The organism is Desulfomicrobium macestii (assembly GCF_014873765.1).
Lineage (GTDB): Bacteria > Desulfobacterota > Desulfovibrionia > Desulfovibrionales > Desulfomicrobiaceae > Desulfomicrobium > Desulfomicrobium macestii.
In genome coordinates this window covers 238,279-254,049 of sequence record NZ_JADBGG010000002.1, presented here as the reverse complement: position 1 = coordinate 254,049, position 15,771 = coordinate 238,279, and the positions used below count along the sequence as shown (strand labels likewise).

Below are 15,771 nucleotides of genomic sequence, written 5' to 3'. Positions count from 1 at the left end.
CCTGACCATGGCAGATTCCTCCGGGAGTTGTGGTTTGGTGGTACAACCCACATATGCCATGGTCTTTCTTTTTGCTGAAGATCCCGCACACTACCCTGTTTTTTTTCACAGCCAAGAGGTCTGCGCCCGACATGGACAGCCTGCCTCCGGGATTACAGTATCTGGCCGAGGAACTCCCTGGTGCGGGGCATCTTCGGGGCGTCGAAAAAGGAGTCCGGGCGGCTCTGCTCCAGGATCACGCCTTCATCCATGAAGGCCACCGAGTCCGCCACCTCGCGGGCAAAGCCCATTTCGTGCGTGACCACCATCATGGTCATGCCGTCGTCGGCCAGCCTGCGCATGACGGACAGCACCTCACCCACCAGCTCAGGGTCCAGGGCCGATGTGGGCTCGTCGAAAAGCATCACCTCCGGCTCCATGGCCAGGGCTCGCGCAATGGCCACGCGCTGCTTCTGCCCGCCCGAAAGGTTCTGGGGATAGGCGCCCTCCTTGTCCCCAAGGCCAACCTTGTCCAGATAGTAGCGTCCAAGCTCCCGGGCCTTGGCCTTGGACATCCCGCGTACCTGAGTCGGGCCTTCGGTGACGTTGCCGAGCACTGTCATGTGCGGAAACAGGTTGAAGTGCTGGAAAACCATGCCCACCCGCGACCGCAGGGCGTTGATGAACCGTTCGTCGCCGTGGACGAGCTGCCCGCCAACGCGGATCTCGCCCTGATCGTAAGTCTCCAGATAGTTGACGCAGCGAAGCAAAGTGCTCTTGCCCGACCCGCTGGCCCCGATGACGCAGACCACGTCGGACGGCATGATCGCCATGTCGATGCCCCTGAGCACATGCTGGTCGCCGAACCACTTGTTCAGCCCCTGTATTTCAATGACCGGCGTCTGTTGCACCGCTTCCTCCCGTGGTTTGAAAATTTTCCGCTACCGGACTTGCGCCGTGACGCCACGCGCCAACTCCGCATTACGGCCAGGACTACTGCGTCGAGACATCGAGCCGGGCCTCCAGGGCCCGGAACAGCCAGCTGAACACGGCCGTGTAAAGCAGATAGAACACCGCCGCGAGAAGCAGCATCTCCATCATCATGAAATTGGATGATGCCAGCTGCTGCGACTTGAGCAGCAGTTCGTTGATGGTGATGGTACTGGCCAGGGATGAATCCTTGAGGGCGATGATGAACTGGTTGCCCAGCGACGGCACCGCGCGCTTCAGGGCCTGGGGCAGAATGATGCGCACCATGGCCCTGGAATAGGGCATGCCCAGGCTGCGCGCCGCCTCCATCTGCCCGCTTGAGATGGAGACGATGGCCCCCCTGAATATCTCGGCGATGTACGCGCCGTTGTGGATGCCAAGAGCGAGCACGGCCGAGGTCAGGGCAGTCAGCCCGGCCAGACTGCGCAGGCCGAAATAGATGAACAGCAATTGCAGCAGCAGCGGCGTTCCGCGCACCACGTAGATATAGGCGCGGGCGGGAATGCTCAGCAAACGGCGCTTGGAGATACGCATGAAGGCCGTGCCCAGGCCCAGGGCCACGCCCAGCACGATGCCAAGGGCCGAGACCTTGAGCGTCATCCACGCCGCCGGAAGAAAATAGGGAAGATACTTGGGCAGAGCCGCAAAGTCGAAATACATGCGAGTGTCCGATTTCTTGAAGGTTGGGACCGTCCGGGGCGTAACGCCCCGGACGCAGTGTCATTGCCGTGAGGCGTCTACTTGGTGGTAATGTCGGTGCTCAGCCACTTGACGCTCAATCGCGCCAGGGTCCCGTCTTCGTGCATGCCCCGCAGGATCTGATCGACGGCTTCAAGGAGGGTCTGGTCATTCTTGTTGAATGCCACCGCTATGTTCTCGCTGCGTAGGGGCGGGCCCAGAGGGGCGATTTCGAACCTGTCGGAATTCATGGCGTTCACGCCCACGACACGGTCGGTGATCACGCCGTCCACCACACCGTTCGACAGCTCGGTCAGCGTCTGGGTATCGTCCTTGTAGAGTTTGACCTCGCCCACACCGAGCCTGGCAGCGTCGTCGGCAAAGGTGGTGCCCGTGACCACCCCCACGATCCGGCCGCGCAGGTCTTCAGGCGAGGCAAAGGGTGAATCCTTTCCGACCATCATCTGCGCCCCGGAATAGTAATAGGGCGTGGAGAAGTTGACCACCTTGAGTCGATCCTCGGTCACGGCCATGCTGCCCAGGATGCCGTCATACACGCCGGAGCGCAGTCCCTCGATGATGCCGCTCCATTCCGTGGTCACCGGCTTGAGGGTCACTCCCAGGCGGGTGGCCACCTCGCGAGCCACATCCACGTCAAATCCCACCAACTCGTTGTTTTCACTATAGAAATTAAAGGGTGGATAGCCGCCGCTCATGGCAAAACTGATCTCGCCCGCCTCGCGGACACGTTCGAGGGAATCAACCTCCGTGTCGGAACAGGCAACGAGTCCAAGGAGAAAAAACGAGACCGCAACAGCGGCCAGCACACGCGTAACATTTTTCATGAAAGCTCCTGTGTTTTGATGAAATGACGCTCTTCCGGAAAGGAAATGTCAGGCTGAATCCCCAGCGATTCTCGTCGCGACATGGTCAAAATCAGAGAATCAATTTGGCTGCCGGAGATGAAAAGCCACGTCGAACCGAATGACAATCAGCTCTGTGCAGCATGCAAAGCATCGATGCTGTATTGCTGCATCGTCATAGCCGACACGAAACATGTTTCAGATTCATACTAAGTAAACACTATTGTGCATTGCCGAACAAGGGGGGAGCGTGGGGATGTTTCGGGTACACGGGAGTACCCGAGAAAAACAAAAAAAAGGAAGATTTCGAATTGTCATGAAAAAAGCGGGAGCCCGAATGATTCGGATTCCCGCTTTTTGGTGTCGGTCCCAAAGACGTTCAGGCTTTCAGGACAACCTGCCCTTGAAATCCTCGTATCCGAAGCTCCGCACCACCCGCATGGACCCGTCCTCGGGTTCGAAGGTGGCGATGGAGGGCAACTGGATGCCGTTGAAGGTATTGGTCTTGACCATGGAGTAGTGGGCCATGTCCGTGAAGACGAGGCGGTCGCCCGGTTCCAGGGGCTTGTCGAAGGAGTATTCCCCGGCCACGTCGCCGGCCAGGCAGGACTGGCCGCCCAGGCGGTAGGTGTGAGCCTTCTCGCCCGGCAGGCCGGAGCCGACGATGTACGGGCGATAGGGCATCTCCAACACGTCGGGCATGTGCGCCGGGACGGAAGTGTCCAGAATGGCGATAGGCATGTCGGCCTGGGTCACGTCCAGGACCGTCGAGACCAGGTAGCCCGTGTTCAGGGCCACGGCCTCACCGGGTTCGAGATAGACCTGCACTCCGTGACGCTGCTTGAACTCGCTGACGAGCCGGCACAGGAGGTCCACGTCGTAGTCGGGACGGGTGATGTGATGCCCCCCGCCGAAATTGACGTACTGCATGCGTCCGAAGAATTCGCCGAAGCTCTTCTCCGCCGCCGCGATGGTCCGCTCCAGGCAGTCCGAGTTCTGCTCGCACAGGTTGTGCCAGTGCAGGCCCGTAACGCCGTCCAGCAGGTCGGGGCGGAAGTCAGCCCGGCGCACGCCAAGCCTGGAGCCCGGAGAACACGGATCATAGATGGGCACGGCCCCTTCGGAATGCTCCGGATTGATGCGTACGCCAAGCTCGATCTCACGCCCAAGACGCGCGGCCTCGGTTGCGATAAGTCCCCGGAATTTTTCCAGCTGGGCGAAGGAGTTGAAGACGATGTGATCAGCCGTAGTGCACAGGTCGAAGATGTCGGACTGGGAATATCCGGCCGCGAAGGCATGCACCTCACGCTTGAACTCTTCCCGTCCGAGCCTGGCTTCATGCGGCGAACTGGCGCAGACGCCGTCGAGCACCTGGCGCAGCACCGGAAACAGACTCCACATGGCAAAGCCTTTGAGTGCCAACAGAATCTTGCATCCGGTGCGTTCCTTGACCTGCGCCAGCACATCCAGATTGCGGCGGATGAGCCCCAGGTCGACCACGAAGGAAGGCGTGGCGACCTGGCGGGGATCAAACCGGTACGAAGTGCGTCCGTCCATCACAGATCGACCACCACCCAGGGCAGGCCGTGGACGTTCAGCTTCTCCATGAACGGATCGGGATCGAGCTGCTCCATGTTGAAGACGCCCTCGCCGCGCCACTTGCCGGTCATCATCATCATGGCGCCGATCATGGCCGGCACGCCCGTAGTGTAGGAGATGGCCTGGGAGCCGACCTCGCGGTAGGCCTCCTCGTGGCTGCAGATGTTGTAGATGTAGGCCTTGCGTTCCTTGCCGTCCTTGACGCCCTTCATGACGCAGCCGATGCAGGTGCGGCCCTTGGTCAGAGGTCCAAGCGAGCCCGGTTCGGGCAGCACGGACTTCAGGAACTGCAGGGGCACGATCTTCTGGCCCTTGTAGTCCACGGGCTCGATGGAGGTCATACCTATGCCCTCCAGCACCTTCAGATGATTGAGATAGTTCTGGGAGAAGGTCATCCAGAAGCGGGCGCGTTTGAGGCCCTTCAGATTCTGCACCAGGGATTCGAGCTCCTCGTGGTACATGAGGTAGCAGTCCTTGGGACCGATGCCCTCGGGAAAGTCATAGCTCATGCGCCAGGACAGGGGATCGGTCTCGACCCACTCGCCCCGCTCCCAGTAACGGCCGCGCTGGGTGATCTCGCGGATGTTGATTTCGGGATTGAAGTTGGTGGCGAAGGGCTGGCCGTGGTCTCCCGCGTTGCAGTCGATGATGTCCAGCTCGTGGATCTCGTCGAAGAGGTGCTTCTGGGCGTAGGCGCAATAGACGTTGGTCACGCCGGGGTCGAAGCCCGACCCCAGCAGCGCCATGAGGCCCTTCTCCTTGAAGCGCTCCTGATAGGCCCACTGCCATTTGTATTCGAACTTGGCCTCGTCGAGGGGCTCGTAGTTGGCCGTGTCGAGGTAGTCCACGCCGGTTTCAAGGCAGGCGTCCATGAGGGCCAGGTCCTGGTAGGGCAGGGCCACGTTCAGGACCAGCTTGGGCTGAAACGATTTGATGAGGGCCACGGTTTCGGCCACATTGTCGGCATCGAGGGCGGCCGTTTGGATCTCACGGCCGATCCGTTCCTTGATGGACGCGGCGATGGCGTCACACTTGGATTTTGTCCGGCTGGCCAGCATGATCTCGGTGAAGACATCGGGAACCTGGGCACACTTGTGAGCCACGACATGGCCGACACCGCCGGCGCCGATAATGAGCACTTTGGACATGGCGATCCTCCTTTCAGGTAAGGAATGTTTCAGATTACAACCCGCTCGACAACCCGCCGCTGCAGGCATCGGGATTTTCGCAATCCCGCCCCACGTTCAAATAGGTGTACCCGCGCATGCCCCGTTCGTAGGCACGCATGATCATAAAGCGCTCCTGGGGGCTGATCTTGCCCGTGCGCACCCCCTGCTCCGCCACCTTGCGGAAATTCTCCAGAACCTGCTTGGGTTCAAATTCCACATAGGAAAGCACGTCGGCAACACTGTCGCCCTCAAGCTCGCGGATGAAGTCGTAGGTGCCGTCTTCATTGATGCGCACGCTGACCACGTTGGTGTCGCCGAAGAGATTGTGCAGGTCGCCCAGGGTCTCCTGATAGGCCCCGACCAGAAACGCGCCCAGATAGTAGGGCTCGCAAGACTTGACCGAATGCAGCTCCAGCACGCGCTTGACGCCGTGAATGTCGATGAAGCTGTCCAGCTTGCCGTCGCTGTCGCAGGTGATGTCGGCCAGGATGGCCTGCTCTTCGGGACACTCGTCGAGCCGGTGCACGGGCATGATCGGGAAGAGATGTCCGATGGCCCAGGCGTCGGGCAGGGACTGAAACACGCTCATGTTGCAGTAATAGATGCTGGCCAGGGCCAAATCCACGTCCTTCAGGGCGGAAGGCGGATTCTTCATCTCGGGCAGTTTCTCGGCGATATTGCGGATCACGGCCCAGAAGATGGTGTCGCTCATGGCGCGCTGACGCAGGCTGCACTGGCCCAGGCGGAAGAGCTGACGCATCTGGTCGCGGTAGTAGATGGCGTCGTTGTAGCATTCCTGAAGATTCTTGAGCGACAGGGAGTTGTACACTTCCAGCAGGTTGTGGATGGCCTCGGGGTCGTCCTCGTCCAGGGCCTGGGGCACGGTGCGGTCTTCCAGGCGGCTGACGTCCAGCACATTGAACAGCAGAACCGAATAATAGGCCACCGTGGCCCGGCCGGACTCGGTGATGATGTGCGGATGCGGCAGATCCTGCTCGTCCACCGTGGCCATGACCGACTCGACGATGTCCGTGCAGTATTCCTCCAGGGAATAGTTGCGGCTGCTGGCGTAATTGGTGTGGGAGCCGTCGTAGTCAACGGCCAGGCCGCCGCCCAGGTCCAGATAGCCCATGGCGCAGCCTTCCTTGGCCAGCTCCGCGTACATGCGCGTGGCTTCGTGCACGGCTGTTCGGATGTCGCGGATGTTGGGAATCTGCGAACCGAGATGAAAATGCAGGAGCTGCACGCAATCGAGCATGGACTGTCCGCGCAGCAGGTCGAGCACATCCACGACCTCGGCCGTGGACAGGCCGAAGATGGACAGGTCCCCGGCCGACTCTGCCCAGTGTCCGCCCGCCTGGGTCGAGACCTTGATGCGCACGCCGATGCGCGGCTTGATGCCGAGCGCCTTGGCCCGATCCATGATAAGCGGCAGTTCGCTTGGCATTTCAAGAACCAGGAAGCACAGAAAACCCATCTTGCAGGCGTAGAGGGCCAGATCGATGTAATCCCGGTCCTTGTAGCCGTTGCAGACCAGACAGGCCTTGGGATTTTTCAGGAAAGACAGGGCCGCGATCAATTCGGCCTTGCTGCCGACCTCGTAGCCGTGGTTGTAGCGATTGCCGACCTTGGCGATCTCTTCGAGAACCTGCTGCTGCTGATTGACCTTGACCGGATACACGCCGCGAAATTCGCCGTTGTATTGCAGGGTCTTGATGGCCGAGGCAAAAGAATCGTGAAGCAGGGAAATCTGCGCATCGAGCAGATTCTCGATCCGAAGCAGCACCGGCAGTCCCAGACCTCGTTCCTGCAGGCCGCTTATGATGGAGGGAATGGGCACGCAGACACCCTTGCCCGGAAAGGGCGTTATGCCGAGCTTGCCGTCGGGGGTGATCTTGAAATATCCCCCGCCCCAGTTGTCCACGCCGTAGAGTTCCACAGAACGTTCCACGGTCCATTTTTCGAGATTCCGAGATCGCATCAAAATCCTCCACCGTCTTACCTGAATGATACAAGCCCAGCTAGAATCCGGGCCAGCGCACCCCCTCTAAACAGCGGGGGGCAGGCCGTCAATAAATCTTGTGCCCCGTCGGCACACCGTGACTTTCCGGCCCCTGGAACGGCTCAATTTCGGCTTTGCCTTGCGCCACACCTTGGGCTATCTGCCTTTTGCCCTTTCACCCGCAGGAGAACACAATGCCTTTCGTTGAAATTATGGCCGTGGCCATCGCCCTGGCCATGGATGCCTTTGCCGTTGCCATCGCTTCGGGCGTGGCGCTCAAGGTCGTGACCAGGCGGCACACCTTTCGTCTGGCCTGGCACTTCGGACTATTTCAGGCCGTCATGCCCATCATCGGCTGGTTTGGCGGCTATGCCGTACGCGAATATTTTCTGCGCTTTGGTCACTGGATCGCCTTCGCCCTGCTCCTCTATATCGGAGGGCACATGCTCTGGGAAGGGCTGCACAAGGACGAGGACAATGCCTGCCAGGACCCCACCGTGGGCACAAAATTGATCATGCTCTCCGTGGCCACAAGCATCGACGCCCTGGCCGTCGGCTTCACCCTTGCCATGCTGGGCCTGTCCATCTGGGTCCCGGCGGCGATCATCGGCGTGGTGGCCCTGCTTTTCACCGCCGCAGGCCTGCATCTGGGCAAATATCTCGGCTGCGAGACCCGCCTCGGCCAGTACGCGGAAGTGCTCGGCGGCGGCGTGCTGCTTGCCATCGGCTGCAAGATCCTGTGGCAGGCACTCTGAGACCGTTACGCCATGCATGCATATTTTTCAGTGTACAATTTGTGAATCTTCTTCCCGACATCGAAAGGAAGTCGCATGGATACCGGAAACAGCTTGGCGTGAAAAATCCGCAACCCGGACTTATCGTCATTCGCAACTTCCTGCATTCTCAAAAATGACTTGCACTGCTTGATTCCCTCTTCAGACGTGGCACGGCCACATGCGTCAGAAATAAAAATATCATCCTGTGTAAGATCTACAACAAACTCGAAGAAACATGCAAAAATATTCTTATAAATCAAGAAATTTGACTTGTACTCAGGAGCGACAACGACAGAATTTATATACAAATAATACATCTTGGATTTTTCGTAACAATCTATATCGTCTGGAGTTATCTTTGTTTCATCAAAGTCAATTCTGAGAGCATCCATAAAAGTTCTTTCTTTCAGAGGGAACATGCCTATATATGCAATTATCTTATTTGATTCTATTTCTTTTGCAACACAATAAATTTTATTATTTTTATCGTTCCAGCTCTTAATCCTAGACAATGGAACAAGATGCTCTTCTTCATATACAACACGATCAAGTTGCACAAGTTGCACTATATCATCCTGAGAAGCTCCACAATAAAAAACGATATGCTTGTTATCAAAGCACAAATTAAAAATTCTTTTTTCTTTCATAACGGCACCCTCCAAAAAATTATTAATTATTATTCAGAAAATTATTTAATTTTATACAAAAAATACAGAATGCTATTTATTTAAAATATTCAGATCTTCAAAAAAGTATTTTTTTGACTGCGTTCCATACACCACTTCAATCTGTTTGAATTCACCAACCTGTACGTTTTTCACTCCGTATGCTCGTATTTCTATTCATCAAGAACCTGAAATGTAATATGTAGTGCTACCAAAATGCAGACACCCATAATACGCATCTGTACGTATTATGGGTGTCTCGAATCTGCCTCGGGCGTACCCGTTGCGGATCTTCAAACCAACCTGTGAACGCTTCCGCGCATCTAGGCAACGCGCCTGATCCGAAGTATGGGGAAACCACACCCCAACCCTTGCCAAGGAGGACTCATGCACGGCTGGACCGGGCGCATTCTGGATATCGACCTCTCGACAATGAAGGCCCGTTCCGGGGAGCTGCCGCGCGAACTGGCCGTCTCCTTCCTGGGCGGCCGAGGCCTCAATTCCAAGACGCTTTTCGACCGTGTGCCCCCCGGCACGGACCCCTTGAACCCCGAAAACGTCTACTGCATCGCCCCTGGCCCGCTGTCCGGGACAATTCTAGGCATGACCAGTCGCATGGAAGTCTCCACCCTCTCACCCTATTCGGGCATCCTCGGCGACGGGAACGCAGGCGAACGCTTCGCCACGGTCATGAAGCGCGCACGGGCCGACCAGATCATCATCACCGGCCGCGCGCCAAAACCCTGCTACCTGCTGGTCACGCCGGAAAGCGCCGAGCTGCACGACGCCGCGCACCTGTGGGGCAAGGGCGCCTGGGAAACGACCGATCTGCTCCTGGCCAAGCACGGCCAAAAGGCCTCCGTGGCCTGCATCGGTCAGGCGGGCGAAAACCTGGTCCGCTTCGCCTCGACCATCGTCGACAAATACGCTTCGGCCGCGCGTGGCAGCGGCGCGGTGCTCGGCTCCAAGAACCTCAAGGCGGTCGTTGTCGTCGGCAACCATTCGGTAAGTCTGGCCGACCCCGGGACCTTCAAGGACTTGGCCGCCCTTGACCGGGAATTCTTCGCCAAGGACGAATTTCAGCGGAACGTGGCCGCCAAGTACGGCTCCCATCACGGCATGAGCGACTGGCGCCCCGGCTTTCGCAATTACACCAAGTACCTGGAGCCGGGCGAGGTGCCGCCGCAACTGCGACCCGAGGCCTGGAAGAAATACGAGATCGGCCGCACGGGCTGCGGGAACTGCTCCGTGCGCTGCAAGAACGTGTACGAGATCCCGGACGGCTCGCGCAAAGGCGAACACGGCGAAGCGCTTGAATACGAGTCCATCTTCTGCATGGGCACCAACTGCGGGGTCTGCGATCCCGTGGCCATCATGGAGATGAGCAATCTTGGCGACATCTACGGCCTCGACGTCATTCCGCTGGGCAACACCATCGCCCTGGCCAAGGACCTCTTTGCGCGCGGCATCCTGACCCGCGAACAGACCGGCGGTCTCGACCTGTCCTGGGAGAACGCCGCAGACCAGATCGAGTTGGTGCATCTGACGGCCTTGCGGGAGGGCTTCGGCAATATCCTGGCCGAAGGCATGCTCTCCATGGCCAAGATTCTCGGCCCCGAGGCCATGCAGTACTGTTACCACGTCAAGGGCCTGAGCCGCGGCCCCTACCCGGCCGGACTCTTCGCCTTGGCCCACGCCACCTCGACACGCGGCGCCGACCATCTGCGCGGACGCAGTTGGGCCTACGGCGAAAACGATCCGGACCTCTATCCCAGGCTCCAGGCTTCCGGAGCCATGCATGCGGACATGGACGACCCGGTGCAGGCCATCATTCTCTCGGAGCGGGTCTGCACCCTGGCCGACTCCGTGGGACGCTGCAAGGGAGCGGTCAATTCCTGGGCCAACGCCCTGCCCCTGGCCTGGAAGCATCCTCTTTTCGAAGGACTGGCCCGCCTGCTGAGTTCGGCCACCGGAGAGACCTTTTCCGAAAAGAGCCTCGTTGACGCAGCGGACCGCATCTACACGCTGGAAAAAGCCTTCAACGCCCGCCGGGGCATCACCAGCGCCCACGACTCCATCCCCCTGAACCCGGACCACCATGGCCCGGAAGAAATGGAAAAGGAGCGTGCCAGGCACCGGGACCTTCTCCGCCGCTACTACGCCCTTCAAGGGCAGGACGCGCAAACCGGCATCCCCACCCGGGAACGCATGGAAGAACTGGGCCTTGGCAGAGAAGGAGCGCGTCTGCACGACGAGGGACCCTACCCCGAGTGGACCGGGCCGACTCTTTGGCCGCTTCACGCCTATCCCCACGGAGGCAAGCGGGCCTGATAGGCAGTCAACTCGGATCTTCAACAACACTAAATGCTTGACTGCCTTGGGTAGCAAAGGCAGACAATGTCATACCACGCATTTGTCCGGGTGGCCCGGCGCAGCCTGGGCGTCAGACACGCCAAACCCTGACGCCCGAACCCGAAGACCTGGGCATCCTTCTGAAAAGAGGCCCAGGATCGGCCCCATTTATTGCTTCCGGGGCAAATCTCGTGCTAGAGACATCCATGGCCGAGTCATACGGCCTGTATCTTCATCCCCGGAATGGCTCATGCGTTTCATCCTTGCCCTGCTCCTGCTGCTGACACTATGCGGCCAATGCCCGGCAGCAATGCCCTCGTCGGACCTGAGTCCGGAAGAGAGAGCGTGGCTGGCCGAGCACAGGGATTCCCTGCTTCTCTCCTTCGACCGCTCATTTCCCCCTCTGGAATTCGAAAAACCCGGCGGCGAATTTGCCGGCCTGAGCGCCGATATCATCGCGCGGATCGAAGAATTCCTCGGCATCACCTTCCGCAAGCAGGGCGTGCCCTGGACCGAGGTCCTGCAAGGCCTGCAAAACGGGACCACGGCGCTGGCCCCGGCCATCGTCAACACCGCGGATCGCTCCGAATACACGTATTTCACCCGACCCTATGCAACAATTCCGCATGTCATCGTCACCTCCCGCCGCGTCAAGGGCCAGTTGACCCTGGATGACCTTGACGGAATGCGCGTGGCCGTGGTTCGGGGCTATGCTTCGGCCGGCATGGTCCATGAGGCCGCCCGAGACCGGTTCAGCGTGGTGGAGGTGGAAACCATCCGCGAAGGCCTGCGCGACGTGTCCTTCGGGGTGGTCGACGCCTTTGTCGAGAATCTGGCCGTGGCCGCCTGGTACATCGACCAGGAAAAACTGCCCAACCTGCGCGTCGCGGGAAGCCTGGAGGCGACCCAGGAGCTGTCCATCGGCGTCAGCAGGCACTATCCGCTGCTGGCCAGTTCCGTAAGCAAGGCTCTGGACTTTATCAGCGAATCCGAAAAGAAAGGCATCATCGATCGATGGCTTCAATTTCCGACATTCTTTCCTGACAAGCAGACCCTTGATGCCTTGAAGCTCGCGGCTCTTTTCACGGCCATCATCCTGTTGGTGCTTGCGGGAATCGCGTGGGTCCTGAGCCGCAAGCTGCGCAGGAAAATCCATGAACTAAGGCGCACCGAGTCCGCCCTGACGGAACAGGTGGACCGTTTCCGGCTGGCCCTTGAGACCACCCAGGCGGGATTTTGGGAGAATTATCCGTCAGAGGGTCGGGAAATGCACAGCCAGGAATGGTACTCCATGCTCGGATACTCGCCCCGGGCCGTGACAGGCGGCGTGGAGGACTGGACCAGACTCATCCATCCCGAGGATCGCGAAAAAGCCATGGGAGCCTTTTCCGCCTACATTGATGAAGGTGGCAGGGGCATGTACGAAGCGGAATACCGCCTGCGCGCCAAGGACGGCTCATGGCGCTGGATTCTGGGCAAGGGCCGCGCCGTCTCCTGGGACGACGAAGGCCGCCCGACCCGCATCATCGGTCTCAATCTTGACGTCCAGAAAAGCAAGGAAGCCCAGGTCGAAATGCAGCGCGCCCAGGCTCTGAACAAGGCGCTGCTCGAACAGACCACGCAATTCATCGGCCTGCTCGACCTGAAGGGCAACCTCCTCGTCGCCAACCGCACCAGCATCAAATGGGCCAAGGCGAAACCGGAGGAGGTTCTGGGCAAGCCTTTCTGGGACGGGCCCTGGTGGCCCGACAAGAAAAAGGCGGAATCGTTTCTTTTGAATCTCATCGATCAGGTCAAAAAGGGCCAGACCGTGCGCAGTGAGGTCGTGCATGTCGATACCGAGGACAAGGAAACATACATCGACTTCACTATGTCTCCGTTCCGCGACGAGAATGGTCAGGTCGTCAATTTTATCGTTGAAGGCCGCGACATTTCCATGCTCAAGAGAAAACAGATCGAAATCGCGGAGAGCGAGAAGAGATTCCGCACAATCTTTGAACACGCGCCCTATTCCATGTCCATCAATCGCCTTCCGGACGGAAAATACATGGACGCGAACACCGCCTTCCTGAACAAGATGGGCATCAGCAAAACCGAGTTGCTCAACCTCTCTCCCAAGGAAATCGGCGCATTGCCGGTTGAGCACCAGGAAGAGATATTCATGAGCCTCAAGGGCAGCCGCAACATCCACAACCTCGAAACCCGGGTGCAAAGGCCCAACGGGAGCACTGGGCATCTTCTCTACTCGGGCGGGCTGATTACCCTGGACGGCGAGGACTGCATCCTGTCCATGACCGTGGACATCACGGAACTCAAAGAAGCCCAGGAAGCCCTGCGGCGTTCAAAGGAAATGTTCTCCCGCCTGTTCCAGCTCTCTCCGGACATCATCACCCTGGCCAGAAAGGAAGACGGGATACTGCTGGAGGTCAACGAAACCTTCACGCGCACCACCGGGTATTCCCGGGACGAAGCCCTGGGGAAAAGCACCCTGGAACTGAAAATCTTCTCTTCGCCCGAAAGACGGACCGACTTCGTGCAAGCCCTGCTCCGTGACGGCCAAGTGGAAAACTTCGAATTCGACATGCGCCACCGTGACGGGCACATCATGCAATGCTCCACTTCGGCCAGGTTTATGAGCGTCGACGACACACCCTGCATCCTGGCCATCACCCGGGACATCACGCACGTGCGGGCCATGCAGGAGAGCATGATCCAGTCCGAGAAAATGCTCTCGCTCGGTGGCATAGCCGCCGGCATCGCCCACGAAATCAACAACCCGCTCGGCATCGTGCTCCAGGCGGCCCAGACCATCACTTTGCGCACCAGGGCCGACTTCCCCAAGAACATCGAGGCGGCGGCGAAGATCGGCGCCAACCTTGACCACGTGGACCGCTACCTGAAGGAGCGCAAGATCGACGTCTTCATCCGCGACATCCAGGGCGCGGCGGTCCGGGCGGCGGAGATCATTCGTCACATGCTCGACTTCAGCAGACGCAGCGAGTCAAGACGCTCGGTCTGCGACATAAGGACCATCCTTGACAATTCCCTGCGACTCGCCTCCAGCGACTATGACCTCAAAAAAAACTACGATTTCAAATCCATAAAAATCGTGAAGGACCTGCCCGAAGAACTGCCCTGCCTGCATTGCACGGAAACGGAAATCGAACAGGTCCTCCTGAACCTGCTGCGCAACGCGGCCCAGGCCATGGCCGAAGCCAAACCGCCCGTTTCCGATCCCTGCATCAGCATCCGGGCCAGAGCGCTGGGGACGGGCCTGCGCATCGACATCACCGACAACGGGCCCGGCATCTCCCCTGAGAACCGCAAACGCATCTTCGAGCCGTTCTTCACCACCAAGATCGCCGGAGCGGGGACCGGCCTCGGGCTGTCCGTGTCCTACTTCATCATCACCAAGGGCCACGGCGGAGCCATGTACGTCACCGCCCCTCCCGAAGGAGGGACCATGTTCAGCATAGAATTGCCCGGACCGGCCGAATCGGTGAAAAACGAGTCGCATGCCTAGACGGACGGCAGGATTTCAACATATCAAGGCGGGCATGTCAGACATCATGAGCAGGCCGGCAAGGCGGGAAAACCCATGAACATCCTGGTTATAGACGACGAAGACGGACTGCGCCGCTCCCTGTGCGCCTACCTTGAAGACCTTGGATACGAGACCCTCGACGCGGCCAACGGACGCGAGGGTCTCGACGCCATGCGCAAGGTCCTGCCCGAGCTGGCGGCCGTCATCGTCGATCTGAACATGCCGGTCCTCGATGGTTACGGTTTCCTCCGGCAGGCTCAAATCGAGGCGCCGGAACTGCCCGTCATCGTCCTCTCGGGCGTGGGCGTGGTCGACGACGCGCTGCAGGCCGTAAGGCTTGGCGCGTGGGACTTTTTGACCAAGCCCCTGCACAATTTCAGCATCCTCGACCATACCCTTGGCAAGGTCATCGAAAAAGCCAGGCTGATCCGGGAAAACAGGGAATACCAGACCAACCTCGAACAGCTCGTGCGTCAGCGCACCGCCGAACTGGAGCGCACCCGGCGCCAGATCATGCACCGGCTGAGCCGCGCCGCCGAATACAAAGACAACGAGACCGGCCATCATGTCATCCGGGTCGGAGAAATCGCGGCGGTCCTGGCCGAGGCCCTGGGGCTGGACGAGTCAAGCTGCGCCAACCTGCGCGACTGCGCCCCGCTGCACGACATCGGCAAGATCGGCATCCCCGACGAAGTGCTTTTAAAACCCGGCAAACTCGACCCCGCCGAGTGGAAGATCATGCAGCAGCATTGCATGTTCGGCTGCGAGATCCTGGGCCCCCTGACCAGCAAGGAAGAGGCGCATTCGAGCTGTGAGCAGTGGGACAGAAAGGATCTGGACGGCAACGAATTGCTCGACCTGGCCCGCACGCTGGCCCTGCTCCATCACGAGCGCTGGGACGGCAGCGGCTATCCCTTCGGCTTGTCCGGTGAAGACATCCCCCTGGCGGCGCGCATCGTCGCGGTGGTCGACACCTACGACGCCCTGGCCAGCGAAAGGCCATACAAGGAAGCCTTCCCCGAGGAAAAATGCCTGGCCATCATCCGCGAAAGCTCGGGCAGTCATTTCGACCCCGAAGTCGTCGAGGCATTTTTTGCCAACATCGATAGAATCCGGAACATCCGCGTGCGGTGGCAGGACTAGGATCCGCATCA

11 protein-coding genes are annotated in these 15,771 nt (G+C 59.2%); 4 read left to right on the top strand and 7 right to left on the bottom strand.

Annotated features, from left to right (window positions below; genetic code table 11):
• Window positions 1-152: 152 nt before the first annotated feature.
• The 6 genes from H4684_RS02405 to speA form a co-directional block, all read right to left on the bottom strand.
• Window positions 153-890, bottom strand: a complete 738-nt coding sequence (locus H4684_RS02405; protein ID WP_092188984.1) for an amino acid ABC transporter ATP-binding protein — start codon at window positions 888-890, stop codon at window positions 153-155.
• 82 nt (window positions 891-972) lie between these two features.
• Window positions 973-1,629: an amino acid ABC transporter permease gene (locus H4684_RS02400; protein WP_092188986.1), complete on the bottom strand. Its 657-nt coding sequence runs from the start codon at window positions 1,627-1,629 to the stop codon at window positions 973-975.
• 77 nt (window positions 1,630-1,706) lie between these two features.
• Window positions 1,707-2,492 (bottom strand): ABC transporter substrate-binding protein, encoded by a 786-nt coding sequence (locus H4684_RS02395; protein WP_092188988.1) that lies wholly within the window; start codon window positions 2,490-2,492, stop codon window positions 1,707-1,709.
• Between the two features lie 405 nt (window positions 2,493-2,897).
• Window positions 2,898-4,067, bottom strand: coding sequence for a carboxynorspermidine decarboxylase (gene nspC, locus H4684_RS02390; protein ID WP_192622704.1), 1,170 nt, complete (start codon window positions 4,065-4,067; stop codon window positions 2,898-2,900).
• Window positions 4,067-5,257 carry a saccharopine dehydrogenase family protein gene (locus H4684_RS02385; RefSeq protein ID WP_192622703.1) on the bottom strand — a complete coding sequence of 397 codons (1,191 nt, stop codon included), beginning with the start codon at window positions 5,255-5,257 and terminating at the stop codon, window positions 4,067-4,069. The genes nspC and H4684_RS02385 overlap by 1 nt, the downstream gene beginning before the upstream one ends.
• 34 nt (window positions 5,258-5,291) lie before the next feature.
• Window positions 5,292-7,259, bottom strand: coding sequence for a biosynthetic arginine decarboxylase (speA, locus tag H4684_RS02380; protein WP_192622702.1), 1,968 nt, complete (start codon window positions 7,257-7,259; stop codon window positions 5,292-5,294).
• Window positions 7,260-7,474: 215 nt separating this feature from the next.
• Here speA and H4684_RS02375 point away from each other — a divergent pair, with 215 nt between their 5' ends.
• Window positions 7,475-8,035, top strand: coding sequence for a manganese efflux pump MntP (locus tag H4684_RS02375; protein ID WP_192622701.1), 561 nt, complete (start codon window positions 7,475-7,477; stop codon window positions 8,033-8,035).
• A gap of 5 nt (window positions 8,036-8,040) precedes the next feature.
• Here H4684_RS02375 and H4684_RS02370 read toward each other — a convergent pair whose 3' ends face one another.
• Window positions 8,041-8,703 (bottom strand): hypothetical protein, encoded by a 663-nt coding sequence (locus H4684_RS02370; protein WP_192622700.1) that lies wholly within the window; start codon window positions 8,701-8,703, stop codon window positions 8,041-8,043.
• A 405-nt stretch (window positions 8,704-9,108) separates the two neighbouring features.
• On the opposite strand from H4684_RS02370, the gene H4684_RS02365 reads away from it, so the two are divergent.
• The 3 genes from H4684_RS02365 to H4684_RS02355 all read left to right on the top strand — a co-directional run bounded on the left by H4684_RS02365 (window position 9,109) and on the right by H4684_RS02355 (window position 15,760).
• Window positions 9,109-11,052, top strand: a complete 1,944-nt coding sequence (locus H4684_RS02365) for an aldehyde ferredoxin oxidoreductase family protein (RefSeq protein ID WP_192622699.1) — start codon at window positions 9,109-9,111, stop codon at window positions 11,050-11,052.
• Window positions 11,053-11,323: 271 nt separating this feature from the next.
• Window positions 11,324-14,596: a PAS domain S-box protein gene (locus tag H4684_RS02360; RefSeq protein WP_192622698.1), complete on the top strand. Its 3,273-nt coding sequence runs from the start codon at window positions 11,324-11,326 to the stop codon at window positions 14,594-14,596.
• A gap of 75 nt (window positions 14,597-14,671) precedes the next feature.
• Window positions 14,672-15,760 carry an HD-GYP domain-containing protein gene (locus H4684_RS02355; protein WP_192622697.1) on the top strand — a complete coding sequence of 363 codons (1,089 nt, stop codon included), beginning with the start codon at window positions 14,672-14,674 and terminating at the stop codon, window positions 15,758-15,760.
• Window positions 15,761-15,771: the final 11 nt, after the last annotated feature.